We start from the raw sequence: 22,538 nt of genomic DNA, 5'->3' as shown, positions 1-22,538 counted from the left end.
GCCGCATCTCGACGGCGGTTTTATGCGCGTCCGAACCGACTGTGTGACATATGCTCGCAGACGAGTTCGGTCGGGAGGTCTCCGGGGTCCGGGTCTCGCTGACCGACCGGTGCAACTTCGACTGCGTCTACTGCCACAACGAGGGGCTGGGCGACACGCGCGGCCCGATGGCCCCCCAGGACCACGAGATGAGCGCCGACGACGTGGTCCGCTTCCTGGAGGTCGCCGCCGAGTTCGGCGTCGACAGCGTGAAGTTCACCGGCGGCGAGCCGATGCTCCGCCAGGACCTGGAGGAGATCATCCGGCGAACGCCCGACTCGATGGAGGCCTCGATGACGACGAACGGGACGTTCCTGCCCGGGCGAGCCGAGGCCCTCGTCGACGCCGGGCTCTCGCGGGTGAACGTCTCGCAGGACGCGCTCGACCCCGAGCAGTTCGCCGCGGTCACGAAGTCCGGCGCGTACGACCGAGTGCTGGAGGGCGTCGAGGCCGCCCTCGACGCAGGGCTCGCGCCGGTGAAGCTCAACATGGTCGTCTTCGAGAAGACCGCGGGCTACGTCCCCGAGATGGTCGACCACGTCGCGGAGAACGACGGGCTCCGGCTCCAGCTCATCGAGTACATGCCCGAGCTGGTCGGCAAGCCCGAGTGGGCCATCGACATCGACCGCGTCCACGACTGGCTGGGCGAGCGCGCCGACCGGGTCGAACACCGCGAGATGCACGACCGACGACGGTACTGGATTCGCGACGAGGACGCGCCGGAAGACGGCGACGTCGACGAGGCGACCGGCGGCATGGTCGAGATCGTTGACCCCGTCGAGAACCCGACGTTCTGTGCGAACTGCCACCGGGTGCGGGTCACGCACGACGGCTACCTGAAGGGCTGTCTCAACCGGAACGACGACCTGCGCTCCATGGGCGAGATGACGACGGACGAGATTCGAGAGACGTTCCGCGAGACGGTCGCCAACCGCGTCCCCTTCTACGGCGAGTACATGGTCCGGAACGGCGACGGCGAGTGGGAGATGAACGAGAAGTATCTGGACGCGCCCGAGGACGAGTCGACCGCCGACACGGACGCGGGCTCGGAGCCCCAACCCGCGTACGACGGCGGGGTCGAGGACGGCTACAGCTCCACCGACTGAGCCGCCGTCACCCCCCGGAATCGCCCGCATGCGACGGTTCCTCACCACGGGGGCGTTCCGTTGGGCTTAAGTAGTGTACCGGAATACGTGAAGACGCACTACGCTGTAGGGGCATCGGTCCCGAGTCCGAGAGGGCGAAGATAAACACGCGAGTCGTGGTAGCCAAGCCTGGCCCAAGGCGCAGGGTTGCTAACTCTGTGGCGTCAAGCCTCCTGGGTTCGAATCCCAGCCACGACGTCGGACCTTCACACCGGCATTTGGGCACGGTGTGACCATCCAACCAGAAGTGCATCGGGCACTTCGCACACCATCACACATGAGTGCAGAAGAACCACAGGACGAGCAAGACGACGAAGACCTTCAGTACTTCGTCCGCATCGGGCAGACAGACCTCGATGGGACGAAGTCCGTCGAACGCTCGCTCATCGAGATGAACGGCATCGGCCGACGCACGGCGCGTATCATCGCCGACAAGGCGGGCGTCGACCGGACGGCTACGTTCGGCCGTCTGGACGACGACGCGATCGACGCCGTCGTCGAGAAAGTAGAGGAGTACGCCGACGAAGTCCCGAGCTGGCTCGCCAACCGCCAGAACGACTTCTACACCGGCGAGACCACCCACGAGGTCGGCAACGACCTCCAGATGTCGCGCCGCTACGACATCAACCGCATGAAGATGATCAGCTCCTACAAGGGCGTCCGGCACAAGAAGGGACAGAAGGTGCGCGGTCAGCGCACGAAGTCCACCGGTCGTACCGAGGGTACCATCGGCGTCAACGTCGAGGAGATCCGGGAGCAGGAAGCCGAAGAAGCGGAGGGTGACGAATAATGGCGCTCGGTAGCAACACGAAGTCCTACGAGACGCCGAACCACCCGTGGCAGGGCGAGCGCATCAGCGAGGAGCACAGCCTCGTCGAGCGCTACGGCCTGAAGAACAAGGAGGAGCTCTGGCGAGCACAGTCCGAGCTGCGCGACTACCGTCGCGAGGCCCGTGACCTGCTCGGCCAGACCCAGTCCGAGGACGAGGTCGCCACCGCAGGCGGCGACTTCCTCACGCGACTCAAGCGCATCGGCATCCTCGACGAGGAGGACCGACTCGATCAGGTCCTGTCGCTCGAGATCTCCGACATCCTCGAACGTCGCCTCCAGACGGTGGCCTACCGCAAGGGGCTGGCCAACACGACCAGCCAGGCGCGGCAGTTCATCGTCCACGGACACATCACCGTCGACGGCGCACGCGTCCGCGTGCCCTCGTACACGGTCGAGGTCTCCGAGGAGGACAGCATCGCGTTCGACGAGAACAGTCCGCTCGCGGACGACCTGCACCCCGAGCGCGCGGAGGGTCAGTAATATGGCAGAACAGCAAGAGGACAAGTGGGGCGTCGCCCACGTACACGCATCGTTCAACAACACCGTCATGACGGTCACGGACCTGACCGGCGCGGAGACCATCGCGAAGTCCTCCGGCGGGACTGCTGTCAAGCAGAACCGCGACGAGGCCTCGCCCTACGCGGCGATGCAGATGGTCGAGTCCATCGCGGACGAGATCCGTGCGGCCGGCATCGAGGGCCTGCACGTCCGCGTGCGCGGCCCCGGTGGCAACCTGCAGAAGTCCCCCGGGCCGGGTGCGCAGGCAGCGATCCGCGCACTCGCTCGCGAGGACTTCGAGATCGGCCGCATCGAGGACGTCACGCCGATCCCGCACGACGGGTCCCGAGCACCGAAGGGCAAGGGCGGGTTCTGAGCCATGGACGAGGACTACGAGGTCGAGTTCGTCGAACGCGGCGACCGGAAGGCGCTGTTCCTCGTTCGCGGGGTGACCCCCGCGTTCGCGAACGGCATCCGGCGGACGATGATTGCCGACGTGCCGACCCTCGCCATCGACGAGGTGCGCGTCATCGAGAACTCGTCGGTGATGTTCGACGAGCAGATCGCGCTCCGTCTGGGGCTCGTGCCGCTCACGACGCCGCCGAACGAGTTCGACGAGGACGACGTCGTCACGCTCTCCATCGACGTGGAGGGCCCGGCGACGGCGTACTCGGGCGACCTCGTCAGCGCTGACGAGATGGTCCAACCCGCGGACCAGAACGTCCCCATCATCGAGCTGAAGGACGGCCAGCGTCTCGAACTCGAAGCCGACGCGGTCCTCGAAACCGGCAAGGCACACGCCAAGCACCAGGGCGGCGTCTCGGTCGGCTACCGGCACCTCCAGCGTGTGGAGGTCGTCGGCGACGCCGACGAGTTCGAGGAGAGCGAACCGAACATCGTCCGAGGCGTCGTCGAGATCGACGGCGAACTGGTCGACACGGCCGAGTTCGACCACGACCTCACCGAACGGTTCCCCGGGAAGGAGGTCGCGGTCCACGACGTCGAGAACGCGTTCGTGTTCCACGTCGAGACCGACGGATCGATGACGGTCGAGGAGCTCGTCGAGCGCGCGACCGACTCCATCGAGTCGCGGGCGGTCGAGCTCGAAGACGCGGTATCGTTGTAAGAACATGACCTCTTCAATCCACACCCTGACGGCTGCACGCGGGGGCGAGACCACGTGGTCTCGCACGCGGAGCGACGACGCTCCCGTCCCCGACTCGTGGTCGACAATCGAAAGTGGTTTGAAGGGGGGCACAGAAGGGATGTGTACCCGCAAGGGTGCGAGCAGGGATAGCCAAGTCTGGCCAACGGCGCAGCGTTCAGGGCGCTGTCCCATAGGGGTCCGCAGGTTCAAATCCTGCTCCCTGCATCCACTTCTATCGAAACTAGCAGGAGGAAAGTCATGAGTAAGACAAACCCACGGCTCAGCAGTCTCATCGCCGAGCTGAAGTCGGTGTCCAGAGACAAGGATGCTGACGTCTGGAGCGACGTAGCAACCCGACTCGAGAAGCCCCGCCGCACGCACGCGGAGGTCAATCTCGGTCGGATCGAGCGATACGCACAGGAAGACGAGACGGTCATCGTGCCGGGCAAGGTGCTCGGTTCGGGTGCCCTCTCGAAGTCGGTCACGGTCGCGGCGGTCGACTTCTCGTCGTCCGCGCAGACCAAGATCGACCAGGTCGGCGAATCGCTCGAACTGGAACAGGCAATCGAACAGAACCCCGAGGGCTCGAACGTCCGGGTGATCCGATGAGTCTCGCAGAGTTCGACGCAGACGTCGTCGTGGACGCCAGCGACTGTATCCTCGGTCGCGTCGCGTCCCTGGTCGCAGAGCGCGCACTCGACGGCGAGACCATCGCGGTCGTCAACGCCGAGGAGGCGGTCATCACGGGTTCGGAGGACGACATCATGTCGACCTACCGGAAGCGTGTCGACGTCGGCTCCGACAGCGGCCCGTACTACCCGAAGCGCCCGGACCGCATCTTCAAGCGGTCCATCCGCGGCATGATGCCGTACAAGACGACGGCAGGCCGCGAGGCCTTCGAGGGCGTCCGCGTCTACGTCGGCAACCCGTACGACGAGGACGGCGAGGTGCTCGACGGCACGTCGCTGGATCGACTCTCGAACATCAAGTTCGTCCAGCTGGGGGAGGTCTCGGCTGAACTGGGTGCTAACGTCACATGGTAACGAACACATCAGGTAAGAAGAAGACGGCCATCGCCCGCGCGACCGTCAAGGAAGGCGAGGGTCGCGTCCGAATCAACTCGAAGCCGGTCGAGCTCGTCGAGCCGGAGATCTCCCGGCTGAAGATGCTGGAGCCGTTCCGCATCGTCGACGGCGTCCGCGACGACGTGGACGTCGACGTCGAGGTCTCCGGTGGCGGCATCAGCGGCCAGGCCGACGCGGTGCGCACCGCGATCGCCCGTGGCCTCGTCCAGCACGCCGGCGACGCCGAACTCCGCGACGCGTACATGGAGTTCGACCGCTCGCTGCTCGTGAACGACGTCCGCCAGTCCGAACCCAAGAAGTGGGGCGGTCCCGGCGCCCGGGCCCGCTACCAGAAGTCCTACCGCTAAGGTGATCAGACCATGATGGTACCAGTCCGGTGTTTCACGTGCGGCAACGTCGTCGGCGAGCACTGGGAGGAGTTCAAGGCGCGGACCCGAGAGGACGACGAGGACCCCGAGGAGGTGCTCGACGAGCTGGGCGTCGACCGCTACTGCTGCCGGCGCATGCTCGTCTCGCACAAGGACCTCGTCGACATCGTGAGCCCCTACCAGTAATGCCCCGACAACGATACAACCGGTACGAGAAGGCACGCATCCTCGGCGCGCGAGCGCTGCAGGTGTCCTACGGCGCACCGGTCCTCATCGAGACGGACCAGACGGAGCCGATCCTCGTCGCCGCGGAGGAGTACGACGCGGATGCGCTCCCCTTCACGGTCAAGCGAGGGGACGAATGACGCTCGTCAGCGACGTTCGACTCCGGCGCGTGCTCGACTCCCGTGGCAACCCCACGGTCGAGGCCGACGTGCTCACAGAGAGCGGCGGCTTCGGCCGTGCAGCCGCACCGTCGGGTGCGAGCACGGGCGAGTACGAGGCGGTGGAGCTCCCACCGGGCGAGGCCATCGCGAACGCACGCGAGGACGCCATCCCGCGTCTCGTCGGCCACGTCTACGCCGGGAACCAGCGCGAGGTCGACGCCGCACTCCACGCGGCCGACGGCACCGACGACTTCTCCGGCATCGGCGCGAACAGCGCGGTCGCCATCTCGATGGCGGCGGCGAAGGCCGGTGCGGACGTGCTCGGTGCGCCGCTGTTCCAGCACCTCGGCGGTGCGTTCCGCGGCGAGAACTTCCCGGTTCCGCTGGGCAACGTCGTCGGCGGCGGCGAACACGCTGCCGATGCGACCCACATCCAGGAGTTCCTCGCCGCCCCCGTCGGTGCGCCGAACGTCGCTGATGCGGTGTTCGCGAACGCGGCGGTCCACGAGGCCGTCGCGGACCTGCTCGACGAGCGCGGTGTGCCCTGCGGCAAGGGCGACGAGGGTGCCTGGGCGCCCTCGATCGACGACGCCGAGGCGTTCGAGGTCGTCGAGGAAGCGACGAGTCTGGTCGAGGACGAGGTCGGCTTCGAGGTCGGCTTCGGGCTCGACGTGGCCGCCGCAGAGCTGTACGACGCCGACGAGGAGGTCTACCGCTACGGCGACGAGTCGCGCACGACCGACGAGCAGATCGACTACATCGCCGGACTCGTCGACGAGTACGACCTCGTCTACGTCGAGGACCCCCTCGACGAGGACGACTACGAGAGCTACGCCGAACTCACGGACCGCGTGGGTCACCGCACGCTCGTCTGTGGCGACGACCTGTTCGTCACCAACACGGCGCGGCTCTCGACCGGCATCGAGCTCGGCGCCGGCAACAGCATCCTCATCAAGCCGAACCAGATCGGGACGCTGACCGACGCGTTCGACGCAGTCGAGCTCGCGGTCCGGAACGGCTACGACCCGGTCATCTCCCACCGCTCGGGCGAGACCGAGGACACGACCATCGCACACCTCGCCGTCGCGACCGACGCGCCGTTCATCAAGACCGGCGCGGTCGGCGGCGAGCGAACCGCCAAGCTGAACGAACTCATCCGAATCGCAGACGACGCACTATGACAGACCAGGAACCCGAACAGGAGGGGCTCGACGCGTCCGACTCCGACGTGGACCTCGACGCCGCCGACGAGGCGGCCGACGAGGCACCCGTCGAGGACGCCGCGCCCGCCGAGGAACAGGACGCCGAGGCCGCCGAGGCCGAGGCCGAACCAGCAGAGGAGGAGTCCGCGCTGGACGAGGACGTCATGGCCGACGACGAGGCCGACCTCCTCATCCCCGTCGAGGACTACCTCGGTGCCGGTGTCCACATCGGTACCCAGCAGAAGACGAAGGACATGGAGCGGTTCATCCACCGCGTCCGGACCGACGGACTGTACGTCCTCGACGTCGGGATGACCGACAGCCGCATCCGCACGGCCGCGGACTTCCTGTCGAACTACAGTCCCGAGCAGATCCTCGTCACGTCCTCGCGCCAGTACGGTCGCTTCCCGGCTGAGAAGTTCGCCGACGCGGTCGGCGCGCGCGCCCGGACGGGCCGGTTCATCCCCGGCACGCTGACGAACCCGAAGTACGACGGCTACATCGAGCCGGACGTCGTGGTCGTCACCGACCCCATCGGTGACGCACAGGCCGTCAAGGAGGCCATCACGGTCGGCATCCCGGTCATCGCGATGTGCGACTCGAACAACCAGACGAGCAACGTCGACCTCGTCGTCCCGACGAACAACAAGGGGCGCAAGGCGCTGTCGGTCGTCTACTGGCTGCTCGCCAACGAGACGCTCGACCGCCGCGGTGCCGAGCCGACGTACTCGCTGGACGACTTCGAGAGCGGTATCTGAACTGGTCGACTTTTCCTGTTTCTCACCGCGGCGCAGCGGCGGCGCTACGCGGTGGTCTCTGCTCCGGCGGCGACGAACTCGACGTCCCGGACCTCGAAACGGGCGCCGCCGGACTCGGCGTCGGTGACCGCGAGCGTCCAGCCGTGGGCGCGGACGACGCTGTCGACGATGGCGAGTCCGAGTCCGGTGCCGCCATCGCTGCCGGAGTAGCCGGAGTCGAGGATGCGGTCGCGCTCGGTCGGCGGGATGCCGGGGCCGTCGTCGGCGACGAAGAAGCCTTCGCCGTCCTCGAGTTCCCCGACGGTGACGGTCACGTCCCGTCCGGCGTGGTCCGTGCGCTCCCCGCGAGCGTTCGAACGGTGGTTCGTGGAACCGTGTTCCACCGCGTCCTCGTGAGACGAAGTCGAACGAGGGCTCGTCGAGCCGTGCTCGACGGCGTTGCGGAACAGGTTCTCGAAGCTGCGCTGGAGCTGGCCGGCGTCGCCGTGGACGGTCCGGTCGATGTCACAGACGAGGGCGGCGTCTGCGGTGTCGACCTGGGCCCAGGCGTCGGCGACGACGCCGTCGAGGGCGACGGGTTCGGGGTCCTCGACGGAGTCGCCTTCGCGGGCGAGTGCGAGCACGTCGTCGACGATGCGGTCCATGCGGTCGTGGCTGGTCTGGACCTCCGCGATGTAGCCCGCAGTCTCCTGGCTGTCGACGTGGTCCTCCAGCAGGTCGACGTAGCCCTCCGCGACGTTCAGCGGGTTCCGGAGGTCGTGGCTGACGACGCCGGCGAACTGGTCGAGGCGCTCGTTCTGTCGTTCGAGCTCGCGTTCGCGCTCGATACGCCCGGTCACGTCGCGAAGGACGAACACGTTCCCACCGCGGGCTGCGAGCGGTGTCTGCGTGACCTCGAGGTGCCGTTCGCCGTCGCTGGTCTCGATGGTGACGGTACCGGATGGGGGCCCAGGACCGTCGACGCTGTCACGCAGGTCGGGGTGGGAGGCCAGCACCGACGTCGCCTGGTCGCCGACGGCGGCCTCGTCGAGCCCCAGCAGCTCCTTGGCGGCTGGGTTCAGGTCGACCAGGCGGCCCCGCCGGTCGACGACGAGGACGCCGTCGGAGAGGGTCTCGAGCACGGTCGCACGCGCCACCGGTGGGACGTCGATGAGGTCGTACCAGAAGAGGCCGACCCAGAGCGCGATGACGCTGAACGCGAACGAGGGTTCGGTGTAGCTGAGGCCGCTCGTCGAGACGACGTCGGCGATGCTGCCCGCCCAGGGGAGCGCGACGGCAGCGACGAGGGCGATCGCCTGCCAGCGGTAGAGGTCCCTGGCGCGCATCGCCAGCTGGACGAGGAGGGCGGTGCTGATGGCGAGCAGCACCGACGAGTAGACCATGTGGAGGTGGAAGCCGATGGCGTACTGTACGGTGAGCAGCTGTCCGGTCGCCGGGTCGAGGGCGATCGTCCGGTGGAAGTACGAGTGCTGCTCCGTGGTGAACACGAGCGCGAGGACGACGAGCGGCTCGACCGCCAGCAGTGCGAGCAGGCGTCGGGTAATCAGGTGGTCGCGGCCGGTGTACGCGAGCGTGAACAGCAGCATCGCGACGACGAGCGAGACGGCGCCGACGTAGACGAGCTTGAAGAACGGCATCGAGGCGGCTTTCGTGGGCTGGAGCGCGCTCACGAACTGGGCGCCGCTCCAGAGGGCGACGCTGGCGAGGGCGAAGACGAACCAGCGGGCGCCGGGCCGGTCGTGTCGCCGCCAGACCTGGACCGCCAGGGTGGGTGCCAGGAGTGCGGAGAACGCCAGACTGGCGAGATACGCGACGAGGAGTGGTTGCACGAGCGTGACAGGATTCACGGGCGCAGCCCTTAGGAGTGTTCTGGCTGTCCTGTGGGGCCGGAATCGGCAACACTGATACGAGTGGCGGGGAGAGAGACGGTATGGTCACGGCAAGCGCTCCCGGGAAGGTGTACCTCTTCGGGGAGCACGCGGTCGTCTACGGCGAGCCGGCGGTCCCCTGCGCGGTCGAGCGGCGGGCGACCGTCACGGTCGAAGAGCGCACGGACGCTCGTCTCAGGGTCGACGCACGCGACCTCGAGATAGAGGGGTTCACGGTCGAGTACGGCGCGGCGACGGACGAGCTCGGCGTCGAGGTGCCGACCGAACTGCTGGAGGCGGCGACGGAGTACGTCGACGGCGCGGTCGAACAGGCACGCGACGCCTGCGACGAGCCGGACGCGGGCTTCGACGTCACCGTCGAGAGCGAGATTCCGCTCGGTGCCGGCCTGGGCTCGTCGGCGGCGGTCGTCGTCGCCACCATCGCGGCGACGGCGGCGGAGCTCGGGGTCGAGCTCGACCCGCGCGAGGTCGCGGACCGGGCGTATCAGGTCGAACTCGCGGTGCAGGACGGCCAGGCGTCGCGGGCGGACACGTTCTGCTCGGCGATGGGTGGCGCGGTGCGGGTCGAGGGCGACGACTGCCGCACCCTCGACGCGCCGGACCTCCCGTTCGTCATCGGCTTCGACGGCGGGAGCGGTGACACCGGGAAGCTCGTCGCAGGCGTGCGCGACCTGCGCGAGCGCTACGAGTTCGCGGCGGACACCGTCACCGCCATCGGCGACGTCGTCCGCCGTGGCGAGACCGTCCTGACGGCCGACGACCCGTCGCTCGACGAGCTCGGACGGCTGATGGACTTCGACCACGGACTGCTGGAGGCACTCGGCGTCTCCTCGCGCTCGCTCGACGAGATGGTGTGGACCGCTCGCGAGGCGGGTGCCTACGGCGCGAAGCTGACCGGTGCCGGGGGTGGTGGCTGTATCGTCGCCCTCGACGACTCCCCGGCGACGGAGACGGCACTGTCGTACTCGCAGTCCTGCGAGGCGGTGTTCCGTGCAGCGCTCGCCCGTGACGGGGTGGTGGTCTCGTGACGACCGTCCTCAAGCTCGGCGGCTCGGTCATCACCGACAAGGACCGCGCGGAGACCGTCGACGGCGCGGCGCTGGACCGGGCCGCGGACGCGGTCGCCCGGGCGGCGGACGACCTCGTCATCGTCCACGGGGGTGGGAGCTTCGGACATCACAACGCCGAGGCGTACGGCGTCAGCACGACCGAGGGGACACACGACATCGAGGGTGTCACCGAGATCCACGCGGCGATGAAGGCACTGAACGGACTGGTCCTGCGGCGTCTCCACGACCGGGACGTTCCCGCCGTGCCGGTGCACCCGCTCTCGGCGGCGAGCCGCGATACCGGGGGCGAGTTGACCCTGCCGGCAGCGCAGGTCGCGACGCTCCGTGCAGAGGGATTCGTCCCGGTGCTCCACGGCGACGTCGTCGCGCACCGTGGCGAGGGCGTGACGGTGCTGTCGGGGGACGAGATCGTCACCTCGCTCGCGCGGAGCCTCGACGCCGAACGAGTCGGACTCTGCTCGACGGTACCCGGGGTTCTGGATACCGACGGCGACGTCATCCCGAGGATCGACCGGTTCGAGGACGCCGCCGAAGCGCTCGGCGGGGCGGAGTCGACGGACGTCTCAGGCGGGATGGCCGGGAAGGTGCGGACGCTGCTCGACCTGCCGACGCCAGCGAGCGTGTTCGGACTGGACGACCTCTCGGCGTTCCTCGCGGGCGAGACGCCGGGGACGACGGTCGACTGAACAGCGGTCGCGAGTAACTGTCGGTTACCGTCGGAGCCGGCGGAGCGGGGACAGCATCGCGTCGAGTGCCCGCCCGACGACGCTGCTCTCCTTCGGTTCGTGGTCGTCTGACCGTCCGATGAACCCCGCACCGTCGTCGGGTCGGTCGTCGACCCGTGCGAGCCCGCTGCAGTCGTGGCGCTCGGGGAGGCGGTGGCGTCCACAGAGGGTCTCGCCGCACTCGTTGCAGGAGTACGGGATGCCCTCGACCTCCCGACCGCAGAACGAGCACGACGCCATACCTCGGGTTGGGCGCAGTGAAAGTTAAACCTGTGGACTGTTCACACGCATCGTTCACGGGGTCGGTTGTCGGGCCGGCCGGGAGGTCTGGCGATGGGTCCGGCGAGTGTCCTCGCGGCGTAACCCACGTGCTTTTAACCTCGGGCCGAGAATGGTCGGCTAACAGACCCCGCGGGTAAGTGTGGTCGCGACGATGTCGGCATCCCCGACAGCGCCCGCGGCCACATAGCGGGATGTGCGCCGACGCGCTGTAAGACGCCGGGGCGTAGCGTTCCGTTCTCCGGGGGAGTTTGCACATACCGAGACGCGGTATTTCGGTGCTACCAACCATGGAAATCGAAATCGCAACCATTGGCGGATACGAGGAAGTCGGCCGGCAGATGACTGCCGTTCGAGCCGGCGACGACGTCGTCGTCTTCGACATGGGTCTGAACCTCTCGCAGGTTCTCATCCACGACAACGTCGAGACCGAGAAGATGCACAGCCTGGACCTCATCGACATGGGGGCCATCCCGGACGACCGGATCATGAGCGACCTCGAGGGCGACGTGCAGGCCATCGTGCCGACGCACGGCCACCTCGACCACATCGGGGCCATCTCGAAGCTGGCCCACCGCTACGACGCACCCGTCGTGGCGACACCGTTCACCATCGAGCTCGTCAAGCAGCAGGTCGAGAGCGAGCAGAAGTTCGGGGTCGAGAACGACCTCGTGAAGATGGACGCGGGCGAGACGATGACCATCGGCGACTCCGGGCAGGTCGAGCTCGAGTTCGTCAACGTCACCCACTCCATCATCGACGCCATCAACCCGGTCCTGCACACGCCCGAAGGCGCGGTCGTCTACGGCCTCGACAAGCGCATGGACCACACGCCGGTCATCGGCGACCCCATCGACATGAAGCGGTTCCGCGAGATCGGTCGCGAGGGCAACGGCGTGCTGGCGTACATCGAGGACTGTACCAACGCGAACAAGAAGGGTCGCACGCCCAGCGAGGCCGTCGCACGGCGCCACCTCAAGGACGTGATGTACTCGCTGGAGGACTACACCGGCGGCATCGTCGCCACGACGTTCTCCAGCCACATCGCCCGCGTGAAGTCCCTCGTCGAGTTCGCCCGCGACATTGGCCGTCAGCCGGTCCTGCTCGGGCGCTCGATGGAGAAGTACTCCGGCACCGCCGAACGGCTCGGCTTCGTCGACTTCCCGGGTGACCTCGGGATGTTCGGCCACCGGAAGTCCGTCGACCGCACGTTCAAGCGGGTCATGAAGGAGGGCAAGGGCAACTTCCTGCCCATCGTCACGGGCCACCAGGGCGAGCCGCGCGCGATGCTCACCCGGATGGGTCGCGGCGAGACTCCCTACGAACTGGAGGACGGCGACAAGGTCATCTTCTCGGCCCGGGTCATCCCGGAGCCGACGAACGAGGGCCAGCGCTACCAGTCCGAGCGCCTGCTCGGCATGCAGGGCGCCCGCATCTACGACGACATCCACGTCTCCGGCCACCTGAACCAGGAGGGCCACTACGAGATGCTGCAGGCGCTCCAGCCCCAGAACATCATCCCGGCCCACCAGGACATGAGCGGCTTCAGCGGCTACGTCAACCTCTGCGAGAGCGAGGGCTACAAGATGGGTCGCGACCTCCACGTCACCCGCAACGGCAACCTCATCCAGCTGACCGAGTGACAGCATGACAGACCCGCAGACGCGAGAACAGACGGTGCTCGACGCGGTGGGCCAGCGACGCGAGCTCGTCAACGAGGCCATCACCGAGGAGCTGCCCATCAAGTCGCCGAAGCGACTGTACGAGGCGTCCCGCTACCTGCTGGACGCGGGTGGCAAGCGGCTCCGCCCGACGGTGCTGCTCGTCGTCGGCGAGGCCCTGACCGACGTGGAGCCGATGTCGGTCGACTACCGCGAGTTCCCGTCGCTGACCGACGAGCCCGTCGACCTGATGGCCGCCGCCGTCAGCGTCGAGGTCATCCAGTCGTTCACGCTGATACACGACGACATCATGGACGACGACGACCTCCGGCGCGGCGTGCCGGCGGTCCACAAGGAGTACGACCTGGAGACGGCCATCCTCGCGGGCGACACGCTGTACTCGAAGGCGTTCGAGATCATGGTCGAGACCGACGCGCCACCGGAGCGGGTCGTCGCGGCGACGGACACGCTCGCGTCCACCTGCACGAAGATCTGCGAGGGCCAGAGCCTCGACGTCTCCTTCGAGACGCGTCGCGACGTCGACCCAGACGAGTACCTCGAGATGATCGAGCAGAAGACCGCGGTGCTGTACGCGGCCTCCGCGGCCATCGCCGGCGAGCTGCTCTCTGCGGACGACGAGGTCGTCGACGCGCTGTACGGCTACGGGCTCGACGTCGGGCGAGCGTTCCAGATCCAGGACGACGTGCTCGACCTCACCGTTCCGTCCGACAAGCTGGGCAAGCAGCGGGGCTCCGACCTCGTCGAGAACAAGCAGACGCTCATCACGGTCCACGCCCGCGAGCAGGGCGTCGACGTGGGCGGACTGGTCGACACCGACAGCGTCGAGGCGGTCACCGAGGCCGAGATCGACGACGCGGTGGCGACCCTCGAGGACGCCGGCAGCATCGAGTACGCGAACCAGACCGCGCGCGACCTCGTCGAGCGCGGCAAGTCCCGGCTCGAGGTCCTCCCGGACAACGAGGCGCGCGACCTGCTGTGCGATATCGCCGACTACCTGATAGAGCGCGGCTACTGACGGTTCGCGGACGACTCAGTTCCTGAGTCGAACCCCGTTTCGCGGGGCGAAATCCTCCGCGGTTTTAGTGGGTCTCCCCCTGTACCCGTAGTTATGCCACAGGACAGCATGACGACGCGGCGGAGCGTCCTCGCGGGTGGGGCCGCGACCCTGGCGGGACTCGCCGGGTGCCTCGGCGGCAACCAGGTACAGAAGTCCGAACCGAACCAGGACGGCGAGGGAACCCTCGGCGAACTGCGCTGGATCCTCGAGGAGACCCACGGTATGTCGGTGACGAGCATGACCTACAGCGACGACGTCGTGACCCTCGAGTACGAGTCCCGGGCGAGCGACCGCGCGGAGTCCCGCGAGGAGATCGGTCAGGTCATCTCCTCGTACGGGCTCATCATCGACAGCGGCGGGCCGTCCGAGCGGCTGGAGGCGAGCATCGGCGACCGGTTCGCCGAGCAGGCCCAGGAGTACCACGTCGAGGCCTCGTGGGTCGCGCAGTGGCGTGCCGGCGAGATGTCCGACGCCCTCGTCGCCCAGCGCGTGTTCAACACGCGCCAGTTCCCCGAGTCCGCGACCGAGTGACGAAGTAGTGCGTCCGTGGCTGTGTCGGCTTCCCGACCGACACTCCGAATCTGGGTGGTCGACCGACGCAGTGTCGGTCAACACGTGCGGCTGCGGTGCGGTTGCGGTCGACGCGGTGCGGTTGACGGCGACTGCGGTACGGAGGCAACGACTGCGGTGCGTGCGACGGTTGCGGTGCGATAGTGGCGGTTCGCGGTGTGATAGTGGCGGTCTACGGTGCGGCCGGTGGATGCGGTGCGGTTGGTGGCTCCACGGTGGAAAGAGCACGCCGGGTCTGCTGTCTTCTCGGACTGTTATTCGTATCTCTGTGAGTAGCTCGACGGTTACAGCTTGCTTACTTGCTGTGGACTGTCCGATACCGCCAACAGCCAGAAAGCCCCGAGGGCATCGACTCCCGGGCCTCGCAGCGGTCCTCACTCCGTTCCGGTCCTTGCTTCGGCCGGGTTCGTCGATACCCTCGCCCCTTTCAGTCCCGCCCGACCGCACCGCACCTCACGCCTCCCCAACCGATTGCATCACCGGAAACCTCCGGTTTCCGGTTAGCAGCCAGAAAGCTCCGCTTTCTGGCCACATCTCCGGAAATCAGAGATTTCCGGCGGGCTCACGAAACGCGAGCGTTTCGTGACCGATGCTCGGTCGCACGCTCCCTGCGCTTCTCATCCCTCGCACGTGCATGGCTCGCGGCCTGGCGAGACTCCTCCGTCGTCTCGCTGCCCTCCGCTCGCAAGCTCGCGGAGACCTCGCTATGGCTCGGCACGCTCGCCAGCGCGCGCCGGTCGGCTTGGTTGGTGGATGTCGACCACACGGTTCTCCGCGACGAACATCACGACTGTTTTGACGGTTCCGGCAGTAGGCCACGCCAATGGACGATTCGCTACGCGAGCAGGTCGAGCGAGAGGCCGAGAAGCACGCCCTGTTCAACGCCATCAAGCACGAGAGCGACGCGGCGGTCGGCGCGGTGATGGGCCCGCTGATGGGCGAGAACCCGGCCTTCCGCGAGCACGGCGACGAGGTGCCCGGCGTGGTCGGCGGCGTCTGCGGCCGCGTCAACCAGATGAGCCACGACGAGAAGCGCGAGCGGCTGGGCGAGCTGGCGCCGGAGCTGCTCGAGGAGCTCGACAGCGAGGACGAGGGCGAGGCGCACACGCTGCCGGACCTGCACAACGCCGAGGAGTACGACCAGGTGCGGATGCGCTGTGCGCCGAACCCGAACGGCCCGTGGCACGTCGGCCACGCCCGGATGCCCGCCGTCATCGGGACGTACAAGGAGCGCTACGACGGCTGGTTCTGCGTCCGGTTCGACGACACGGACCCCGAGACGAAGCGTCCGGACATGGACGCCTACGACGGGATTCTCGAGGACATCGAGTACCTCGGCTTCGAGCCCGACGAGGTCATGAAGGCGAGCGACCGGATGGACACGTACTACGAGCACGCCCGGGAGCTCATCGAGATGGGCGGGGCGTACACCTGCTCGTGCCCGCAGGGCGAGTTCTCCGACCTGAAGAACAGCGGACAGTCCTGCCCGCACCGGGAGAAGGACGCCGAGACCACGATGGCCGAGTTCGAGGAGATGGTCGCCGGGGAGTACACCTCCGGCGAGATGGTCCTGCGGGTGAAGACCGACATCGAGCACAAGAACCCGGCGCTGCGTGACTGGGTCGCCTTCCGGATGATAGACACGCCCCACCCACGCGAGGAGGCCGCGGACTACCGCTGCTGGCCGATGCTCGACTTCCAGTCCGGCATCGACGACCACCTCGTCGGCATCACGCACATCATCCGGGGCATCGACCTGCAGGACTCGGCGAAGCGCCAGCGCTTCGTCTACGACTACTTCGGCTGGGAGTACCCCGAGGTCGTCCACTGGGGCCACGTCCAGGTCGACGCCTACGACGTGAAGATGTCCACCTCGACGCTGAAGGAGCTCGTCGACGCGGGCGAGCTCGACGGGTGGGACGACCCGCGCGCGCCGACCATCAAGAGTCTCCGTCGGCGGGGCATCCGCGGCGAGGCCATCGTCGAGTCGATGATCGAGCTCGGCACCTCGACCTCGAACGTCGACCTCGCGATGTCGTCGGTCTACTCGAAGAACCGCGACCTGATCGACGACGGTGCGGACCGGCAGTTCCTCGTGCGCGACGGCACCGAGCTCGGCATCATCGGCGGCGCACCCGAGGTCGGCGAGCCGCCGGTCCACCCGGACCACGAGGACCGTGGCGTCCGCGAGATTCCGGTCGGCGCGGCCGTCCTGCTGGAGCCGAAGGACCTGCCCGAGCGAGAGGAGCGCGTCTGGCTCAAGGGCCTCGGCTGCTTCCGGTTCACCCGCGACGCGCTCCAGTACACCGGCGACGACATCTCCGCGGTGCGCGAGGAGGGCGTCGACGTGGTGCACTGGGTGCCCGCGGACGACAACGAGCCCGTCGAGCTCTGGACGATGGACGGGGTCGTCTCCGGCCACGCCGAGCCGGGCTTCCGCGACCAGCCGGTCGACGCGATGGTGCAGTTCGAGCGCGTCGGTTTCGCCCGGGTCGACTCGCACGACGAGGACGGCTCCGTGGCGTACTTCGCTCACGAGTAGCAGGCGACGCTCCTTCTACAGGACGAAGACGAACAACCCGAAGCCGAGCAGTATCGAGAGCGTCAGCAGTACCTGCACGACCGCGCTGGCGAGGATGCCGAGGCTGGTGGTTGCGGCAGCTCGAGCGGCGTGGCGGTGGTCCTCGGTCTCCCAGTACTCCAGCGCGAAGACGGTGCCGACGACCCCGACGAGGATGCCCAGCGGGCCGGTGACGAACAGGAGCGCGAAGCCAACCGCGCCCGCGAGCGCCGTCGTCTGCCAGGAGGCACCGCCGACGCGGGCGGAGACGGCGTCCGCGAGGAGGTCGGCGACGACGGCGAACAGTCCGACGGCGACGAGGGCGAGCGCGACGAACGGGCCGAGCCCGTCGCCCCAGAGCCAGAAGACGAGCACGCCGGCGACCGACAGCAGTGGCCCGGGCATCGATGGCACGGCGCTCCCGACGATGCCGGCGAGCAGGAGGACGACGGCGACGACGAGCACGGGTTCGACCCCGCCGAGGAGGGCACTGACGTCCATGCCAGCTGGTAGACGCGTCGCCCCCAAGGCTGTTTTGCCGTGGGAAACCGGGGAGTACGCTCCACTACGGCCGGTGCACCCAGCGGTCGGGGTCTCGACAGGTGTGTTCTGCGAGGGGTGCAGCGTGGTCGCTGGCGAGTGCCGACCGCGCCGCCGTCCCGACGTTCACGAACGTAAATTTAAGACCCGGGCACCCTATGGCCCTAGCTGACAATGCCCATCGATCCGAACTTCGAGGAGAACCGTGAACTTGTGGACGAGCACAACGGCCACGACGTGTGGGGGCCGGTCGAGGAGCCGGACACGCTCGGTATACACGGCACGCACGTCGCGGTGGACTTCGACATCTGTCTCGCCGACGGCGCGTGTCTCGAGGACTGCCCCGTCGACGTGTTCGAGTGGGTGGACACCCCGGGCCACCCCGAGTCCGAGATCAAGGCCGACCCGGCGAACGAGGCCCAGTGCATCGACTGCATGCTCTGTGTCGACGTCTGCCCGGTCGACGCCATCGACGTGGACGCAGGACGACAGGGGCGTGCATAGGCACAGATGGAGATAGCAGTACTCACGAAGGGGGTTCCCGACTTCCGAGAGGGGCAGGTGTCCTTCGACGAGGACGGCCACCTCGAGCGCGGGAAGACCCCGACGGTGATGAACCCGAACGACAAGTTCGCCCTGCGTGCCGCCCTGCAGACGAAGGTACGCCACGGCGGGAACGTCACACTGTGCAGCATGGGCCCACCGGGCTACGACAACATCCTCGAGGAGGGGATGCGCGACGTCTACGCCGACGACCTCGTGCTGGTGTCGGACCGGGAGTTCGCCGCGGCGGACACCTGGGCGACGGCGATCACGTTGACGGCCGCGCTCGAACACATGGAGAACGAGCCCGACGTGGTGTTCGCGGGCTTCAAGACGGCCGACGGCGAGACGGGCCACACCGGCCCGCAGACCTGCTGGGGACTGGACCGACCCATCCTCACGCACGTCATCTCGCTCGACATCGAGCCCGAGAACGACGTGGTGCGCGCGAAGCGCCTCGTCGAGGGCGACGTGGACGAGATCGAGACCGTCGAGGCACCGCTCCCCTGTGTCGTCGTCACCGACCCGGAGTTCGAGCCGACGTACCGCCGTGCGGAGCACCGGCTGGAGCTGAAGGACCTGCGCGAGCAGACGAAACAGCGCGCCGAGAACTACGAGGACCACCTCACGATGTGGAACCACGAGGAGCTGAACCTCGACCCGGACTTCGTCGGACTGGACGGCTCGCCGACCATCGTCTCGTCGGTCGACCCGATACCGAAGGCACCCTCCGAGCGCGAGGCGACGATGGTGACGCCCGACGACGAGGCGGGCATGGAACAGGTGTTAGAGGAGATGACGCCGTTCGCGGGGGGTGACTGACCGTGCCCGCCATCGACCCCGGCGAGTACACCATCGCCGAACTCGGCCCCGAGCTGAAGGACATCGAGGACGTCGACGAGCTCGAAGCCATCCTCGAGGCGGAGAAGGCGGGCGAGGACCGCACCGGCGCGGTGACCCTCATCGAGAGCCGCATCGAGAAGTTCAGCGAGGACGACGAAGAGGCCGACGCCGGCGACATGGACCCTTCGGACATGAGCGTCGCCGACGTCGGCAACGCCGTCAGGGATCTGGAGGAGATCGCGGACCTCGAAGCCCTGCTCGAAGCGGAGGAGGCCGGCGAGGACCGCGACAGCGCGAAGCGGCTCATCCAGAAGCGCATCGACGACCTCAGCGAGAGCGAGGACGACGGTGAGGAGGCGGAGCTGGAGGCCGAGACGCCGGAGGAGCGCCATCCGGACCTCGACCACCCGACGGCCGACAAGCGCCACGTCCGGGCCATCGAGGACGGCACCTACGAGGACATGTGGGTGTACTGCGAGACCCAGCAGGGCGACATGCTCGACGTCTCCCGCGAGATGCTCGGGAAGGCCCGACAGCTGATGGACGACTACGCCGAGGACTACGGCGGCGACGAGAAGGTCGTCGCGGTGCTCATCGGCGACGACGTGGAGGCGCACACCGAGGAGTGCATCGAACTCGGCGCCGACGTCGTCGTCACGGCCGAGGACGAGCGCCTCGGACGCTTCCGCCACAAGCCCTACACGCGCATCTTCTGTGACATGGCGCGCTGGGGCGGCGACCCCGGCGAGGGCAACCCCGAGCCGGCGGACTGGCGCGAGTACGACGAGCCGCGGTACGTGCTGTTCCCGGCGACGAACAACGGCCGCGACCTCTCCGCGCTCGTCCAGGCGGAGCTCGACTCCGGGCTCGCCTCGGACTGCTCCGGGCTCTACATCGAGGACGCGGAGATCTCGAACCCCGTCAAGACGGGCGAGCCGGGCACGACGAAGACGTTCGACCGCATCCTGCACATGAAGCGGCCGGACTTCTCCGGCTTCGAGTACTCGACCATCCTCTGCATCGACAACCCGCACCGGGACTTCCACCCGCAGGGTGGCTCTGTCATCCCGGGCAGCTTCGAGATACCGGACCCCGACCCCGACCGCGAAGGCGAGGTCGTCGAGTGGGACGGCGAGGTCGACGACGACTGGTTCCGCGTCGAGGTCACCGACCACGACGTGCTCGACGAGGGCGTCGACCTCACCGGCAACGAGGTCATCGTCGCGATGGGCCGTGGCATCGGCGCGAACCCGACGAAGGGGATGGAGCTCGGCGTCGAGCTCGCGAACTGCTTCGAGGAGGCCGACGTGGGCGTCACCCGTGGCATCGTCACGGGCTCGTACCAGTTCGACGCGAACGTCGAGCAGTACACCCACGAGGAGCGACAGATCGGCGAGACGGGGCAGGTCGTCGCACCCGACCTCTACATCGCCGCCGGCATCTCCGGCGCGGTCCAGCACAAGGTCGGGATGGACGACTCCGACGTCATCGTCTCCATCAACACCGACCCCGACGCCCGCATCAGGGACTTCTCGGACTACTTCATCGAGGGCGACCTGTTCGACGTCCTCCCCGGACTCATCGACGCGGTCAAGAGCGGGGACGTAGGGGAGGCGCTTGCCGAGGCCGCAGCACCCGGAGGTGGTGACGATGACTGACCGCGAGCACTACGAGGCGATCGTCGTCGGCGCCGGCCCCGGTGGTGCTGCCGCCGCGGCACGGCTCGCCGACCACGGCGTCGAGACGCTCGTGCTCGAACGTGGCGTCGACGCCGGGTCGAAGAACGTCTCGGGCGGGCTCATCTACGCGGAGCAGTCCGCGCCGTACACGGTCGACGACCTGTTCCCCGAGTTCCGAGAGGAGGCCGCAGAGCGCCCCATCACGGACTACAAGATGGACAACATCGCGGGGAACCGGGTGAAGACGTACGACCTGACGTCCCTGCACGAGAACGACACGCTCTGGTGTGACTCCGTGCTTCGCCGGAAGATGGACTCGTGGATGGCCGAACAGGTCCACGAGAGGTGCCGGGAGACCGGCGGCGGCCTGCTGACCGACGTGCGCGTCAACGGGCTGCTCCGCGAGAACGGCGAGATCATCGGCGTCACCTGCGACGAGCTCGACGAGATCGAGGCCGACGTGGTCATCGCGGCGGACGGCGTCAACTCCGAGCTGGCCCGCGAGGCAGGGCTGATGGACTGGGAGGACCCCGAGGAGTGGTTCCAGGGGGTCAAGGCCGTCGTCGACGTGCCGGACGGGTTCGTCCAGGAGACGTTCGACGTCGACGAGGACGAGGGCGTCGCCAGGCTGTTCTCGGGCGACCTGTTCCAGGACGCCCGGGGCGGCGGGTTCCTGTACACGAACCAGGACACCCTCTCCATCGGGACGGTGTTCCACCTCGACAGCATCGTCGAGGAGCGCGCCGAGACGCACGAGCTCCTGAACGCACTGCTGACCCACCCGCACCTCTCGAACTGGCTGCCCGACGAGTACGACGAGCTCGAGTACTCGGCGAAGCTGGTGCCAGACTCGAAGAAGGTGGCGCTGAAGGAGCCCCACCGCGACCGCCTGCTGCTCGTCGGCGACGCCGCCGGCCAGATGCAGGCCCAGGGCCCCATCATCAAGGGGATGAACCACGCCGTCACGGCGGGTGCGCTCGCGGCCGACGCGTACGTCACGTCCCGCGGCCGGTCGGCCGAGACCGCCGGCCAGCGCTACACCACGCTGCTCGAGCAGGAGGGCGTGATGGGCAAGCTCCGGCCGAAGAGCTACGACCTGACGAGGTCCATCAGCGAGCACTCGGCGACGGCGAGTGTCATGGAGACGGTCGCGAAGTCGCCGGTCGGCCGTGCGGTGCTGCGGACCGGTGCCGCCGAGTCGATGGTCGAGAAGGCGTTCAACTCGCCGCGCCTGCTGTCGATGCTGCCGGACATCAAGCCGGCGTACGTCACCGTGCCCACCCTAATCGGCGAGGAGCAGGGTGCGCCGGTCAGCGGCGAGAGCACCGTCGAGCCGCCGAGCCTGGAGGAGCGCATCGGCGACCTGAGCTACAACACCGACATCGGCAACCCGCACATCGAGGTGCTCGACAACTCCTGGGCGGCCAGCGGGGCGGCGGTCACGGCCTGTCCGGTCAGCGCCGAGGACTTCGGCGGCGGCTGCTACCGCTCGGAGACCGTCGGGACGAACGGCAGCGAGGAGCGCGTCGTGAGCCTCGACACCCAGCCCTGCGTGGAGTGTGGGACCTGCGCCGTCGTCGCCGACACGAAGTGGGAGCACCCACGCGGCGGCAAGGGCGTGGAGTACAAGCAGGGCTGAGTC

25 protein-coding genes and 2 tRNA genes are annotated in these 22,538 nt (G+C 67.9%); 24 read left to right on the top strand and 3 right to left on the bottom strand.

What is annotated here, in order from left to right:
* The first annotated feature begins 50 nt into the window (after nucleotides 1-50).
* From moaA to rpsB, 14 genes are all read left to right on the top strand, one after another.
* Complete coding sequence (moaA, locus tag ACSG06_RS09835) at nucleotides 51-1,145, top strand: GTP 3',8-cyclase MoaA (RefSeq protein WP_440990084.1); 1,095 nt, start codon at nucleotides 51-53, stop codon at nucleotides 1,143-1,145.
* Nucleotides 1,146-1,297: 152 nt separating this feature from the next.
* Nucleotides 1,298-1,382: transfer RNA gene (locus tag ACSG06_RS09830), tRNA-Ser, on the top strand.
* Nucleotides 1,383-1,461: 79 nt separating this feature from the next.
* Complete coding sequence (locus tag ACSG06_RS09825; RefSeq protein WP_440990083.1) at nucleotides 1,462-1,974, top strand: 30S ribosomal protein S13; 513 nt, start codon at nucleotides 1,462-1,464, stop codon at nucleotides 1,972-1,974.
* Nucleotides 1,974-2,495, top strand: coding sequence for a 30S ribosomal protein S4 (locus tag ACSG06_RS09820; RefSeq protein WP_440990082.1), 522 nt, complete (start codon nucleotides 1,974-1,976; stop codon nucleotides 2,493-2,495). Before ACSG06_RS09825 ends, ACSG06_RS09820 begins: the two co-directional genes overlap by 1 nt.
* A gap of 1 nt (nucleotide 2,496) precedes the next feature.
* Nucleotides 2,497-2,889: a 30S ribosomal protein S11 gene (locus tag ACSG06_RS09815; RefSeq protein ID WP_440990081.1), complete on the top strand. Its 393-nt coding sequence runs from the start codon at nucleotides 2,497-2,499 to the stop codon at nucleotides 2,887-2,889.
* Between the two features lie 3 nt (nucleotides 2,890-2,892).
* Nucleotides 2,893-3,639, top strand: coding sequence for a DNA-directed RNA polymerase subunit D (locus ACSG06_RS09810; protein ID WP_440990080.1), 747 nt, complete (start codon nucleotides 2,893-2,895; stop codon nucleotides 3,637-3,639).
* A gap of 161 nt (nucleotides 3,640-3,800) precedes the next feature.
* Nucleotides 3,801-3,885: transfer RNA gene (locus tag ACSG06_RS09805), tRNA-Leu, on the top strand.
* 9 nt (nucleotides 3,886-3,894) lie between these two features.
* The gene (locus tag ACSG06_RS09800; RefSeq protein WP_440990305.1) at nucleotides 3,895-4,269 is read left to right on the top strand and encodes a 50S ribosomal protein L18e; all 375 of its coding nucleotides are present in this window, start codon (nucleotides 3,895-3,897) and stop codon (nucleotides 4,267-4,269) included.
* Nucleotides 4,266-4,703, top strand: coding sequence for a 50S ribosomal protein L13 (locus ACSG06_RS09795; protein ID WP_440990079.1), 438 nt, complete (start codon nucleotides 4,266-4,268; stop codon nucleotides 4,701-4,703). Before ACSG06_RS09800 ends, ACSG06_RS09795 begins: the two co-directional genes overlap by 4 nt.
* Nucleotides 4,697-5,092 carry a 30S ribosomal protein S9 gene (locus ACSG06_RS09790; RefSeq protein WP_440990078.1) on the top strand — a complete coding sequence of 132 codons (396 nt, stop codon included), beginning with the start codon at nucleotides 4,697-4,699 and terminating at the stop codon, nucleotides 5,090-5,092. The genes ACSG06_RS09795 and ACSG06_RS09790 overlap by 7 nt, the downstream gene beginning before the upstream one ends.
* Nucleotides 5,093-5,104: 12 nt before the next feature.
* Nucleotides 5,105-5,299 (top strand): DNA-directed RNA polymerase subunit N, encoded by a 195-nt coding sequence (locus tag ACSG06_RS09785; RefSeq protein WP_256300202.1) that lies wholly within the window; start codon nucleotides 5,105-5,107, stop codon nucleotides 5,297-5,299.
* On the top strand, nucleotides 5,299-5,478 hold the full coding sequence (locus ACSG06_RS09780; RefSeq protein WP_440990077.1) for a DNA-directed RNA polymerase subunit K: 180 nt from the start codon (nucleotides 5,299-5,301) through the stop codon (nucleotides 5,476-5,478). Before ACSG06_RS09785 ends, ACSG06_RS09780 begins: the two co-directional genes overlap by 1 nt.
* Nucleotides 5,475-6,680 (top strand): phosphopyruvate hydratase, encoded by a 1,206-nt coding sequence (gene eno, locus ACSG06_RS09775; RefSeq protein WP_440990076.1) that lies wholly within the window; start codon nucleotides 5,475-5,477, stop codon nucleotides 6,678-6,680. Before ACSG06_RS09780 ends, eno begins: the two co-directional genes overlap by 4 nt.
* Nucleotides 6,677-7,459 (top strand): 30S ribosomal protein S2, encoded by a 783-nt coding sequence (rpsB, locus tag ACSG06_RS09770; RefSeq protein ID WP_440990075.1) that lies wholly within the window; start codon nucleotides 6,677-6,679, stop codon nucleotides 7,457-7,459. Before eno ends, rpsB begins: the two co-directional genes overlap by 4 nt.
* Nucleotides 7,460-7,503: 44 nt before the next feature.
* On the opposite strand, the gene ACSG06_RS09765 is transcribed toward rpsB, so the two are convergent.
* Nucleotides 7,504-9,288: a histidine kinase N-terminal 7TM domain-containing protein gene (locus ACSG06_RS09765; RefSeq protein ID WP_440990074.1), complete on the bottom strand. Its 1,785-nt coding sequence runs from the start codon at nucleotides 9,286-9,288 to the stop codon at nucleotides 7,504-7,506.
* A gap of 101 nt (nucleotides 9,289-9,389) precedes the next feature.
* Between ACSG06_RS09765 and mvk the strand changes: the two genes are divergently transcribed.
* Together mvk and ACSG06_RS09755 are read left to right on the top strand one after the other, a co-directional pair.
* Entirely contained in the window at nucleotides 9,390-10,376 is a 987-nt protein-coding gene (mvk, locus tag ACSG06_RS09760; protein WP_440990073.1) for a mevalonate kinase, read from the top strand.
* The gene (locus ACSG06_RS09755) at nucleotides 10,373-11,104 is read left to right on the top strand and encodes an isopentenyl phosphate kinase (protein WP_440990072.1); all 732 of its coding nucleotides are present in this window, start codon (nucleotides 10,373-10,375) and stop codon (nucleotides 11,102-11,104) included. Before mvk ends, ACSG06_RS09755 begins: the two co-directional genes overlap by 4 nt.
* 24 nt (nucleotides 11,105-11,128) lie before the next feature.
* Here the strand turns inward: ACSG06_RS09755 and ACSG06_RS09750 are convergent, their stop codons facing one another.
* Complete coding sequence (locus ACSG06_RS09750) at nucleotides 11,129-11,383, bottom strand: AN1-type zinc finger domain-containing protein (RefSeq protein WP_440990071.1); 255 nt, start codon at nucleotides 11,381-11,383, stop codon at nucleotides 11,129-11,131.
* A gap of 329 nt (nucleotides 11,384-11,712) precedes the next feature.
* Between ACSG06_RS09750 and ACSG06_RS09745 the strand changes: the two genes are divergently transcribed.
* The 4 genes from ACSG06_RS09745 (at nucleotide 11,713) to ACSG06_RS09730 (ending at nucleotide 17,273) form a co-directional block, all read left to right on the top strand.
* The gene (locus tag ACSG06_RS09745; protein WP_440990070.1) at nucleotides 11,713-13,065 is read left to right on the top strand and encodes an RNase J family beta-CASP ribonuclease; all 1,353 of its coding nucleotides are present in this window, start codon (nucleotides 11,713-11,715) and stop codon (nucleotides 13,063-13,065) included.
* A gap of 4 nt (nucleotides 13,066-13,069) precedes the next feature.
* The gene (gene idsA3 / locus ACSG06_RS09740; protein WP_440990069.1) at nucleotides 13,070-14,119 is read left to right on the top strand and encodes a geranylfarnesyl diphosphate synthase; all 1,050 of its coding nucleotides are present in this window, start codon (nucleotides 13,070-13,072) and stop codon (nucleotides 14,117-14,119) included.
* A gap of 93 nt (nucleotides 14,120-14,212) precedes the next feature.
* Entirely contained in the window at nucleotides 14,213-14,692 is a 480-nt protein-coding gene (locus ACSG06_RS09735; RefSeq protein ID WP_440990068.1) for a DUF8159 domain-containing protein, read from the top strand.
* An 862-nt stretch (nucleotides 14,693-15,554) separates the two neighbouring features.
* On the top strand, nucleotides 15,555-17,273 hold the full coding sequence (locus tag ACSG06_RS09730; RefSeq protein WP_440990067.1) for a glutamate--tRNA ligase: 1,719 nt from the start codon (nucleotides 15,555-15,557) through the stop codon (nucleotides 17,271-17,273).
* A 15-nt stretch (nucleotides 17,274-17,288) separates the two neighbouring features.
* Here the strand turns inward: ACSG06_RS09730 and ACSG06_RS09725 are convergent, their stop codons facing one another.
* A complete protein-coding gene (locus ACSG06_RS09725) occupies nucleotides 17,289-17,792 on the bottom strand; it encodes a DUF456 domain-containing protein (RefSeq protein ID WP_440990066.1) in 504 nt (167 codons plus the stop codon).
* Nucleotides 17,793-18,005: 213 nt separating this feature from the next.
* On the opposite strand from ACSG06_RS09725, the gene ACSG06_RS09720 reads away from it, so the two are divergent.
* The 4 genes from ACSG06_RS09720 to ACSG06_RS09705 are packed head-to-tail and all read left to right on the top strand — an operon-like array spanning nucleotide 18,006 to nucleotide 22,535.
* Nucleotides 18,006-18,335 carry a 4Fe-4S dicluster domain-containing protein gene (locus ACSG06_RS09720; RefSeq protein WP_089731733.1) on the top strand — a complete coding sequence of 110 codons (330 nt, stop codon included), beginning with the start codon at nucleotides 18,006-18,008 and terminating at the stop codon, nucleotides 18,333-18,335.
* A 6-nt stretch (nucleotides 18,336-18,341) separates the two neighbouring features.
* Entirely contained in the window at nucleotides 18,342-19,196 is an 855-nt protein-coding gene (locus ACSG06_RS09715) for an electron transfer flavoprotein subunit beta/FixA family protein (protein ID WP_440990065.1), read from the top strand.
* A gap of 2 nt (nucleotides 19,197-19,198) precedes the next feature.
* The gene (locus tag ACSG06_RS09710) at nucleotides 19,199-20,875 is read left to right on the top strand and encodes an electron transfer flavoprotein subunit alpha/FixB family protein (RefSeq protein WP_440990064.1); all 1,677 of its coding nucleotides are present in this window, start codon (nucleotides 19,199-19,201) and stop codon (nucleotides 20,873-20,875) included.
* Complete coding sequence (locus tag ACSG06_RS09705; RefSeq protein WP_440990063.1) at nucleotides 20,868-22,535, top strand: FAD-dependent oxidoreductase; 1,668 nt, start codon at nucleotides 20,868-20,870, stop codon at nucleotides 22,533-22,535. Before ACSG06_RS09710 ends, ACSG06_RS09705 begins: the two co-directional genes overlap by 8 nt.
* The last annotated feature ends 3 nt before the right edge of the window (nucleotides 22,536-22,538 follow it).

Origin of the sequence: Haloarchaeobius baliensis (assembly GCF_052060055.1) — an archaeon.
GTDB classification, from domain to species: Archaea; Halobacteriota; Halobacteria; order Halobacteriales; family Natrialbaceae; genus Haloarchaeobius; species Haloarchaeobius baliensis.
The sequence above is the reverse complement of the archived record's forward strand: the minus strand, read 5'-3'. Positions and strand labels throughout refer to the sequence as shown.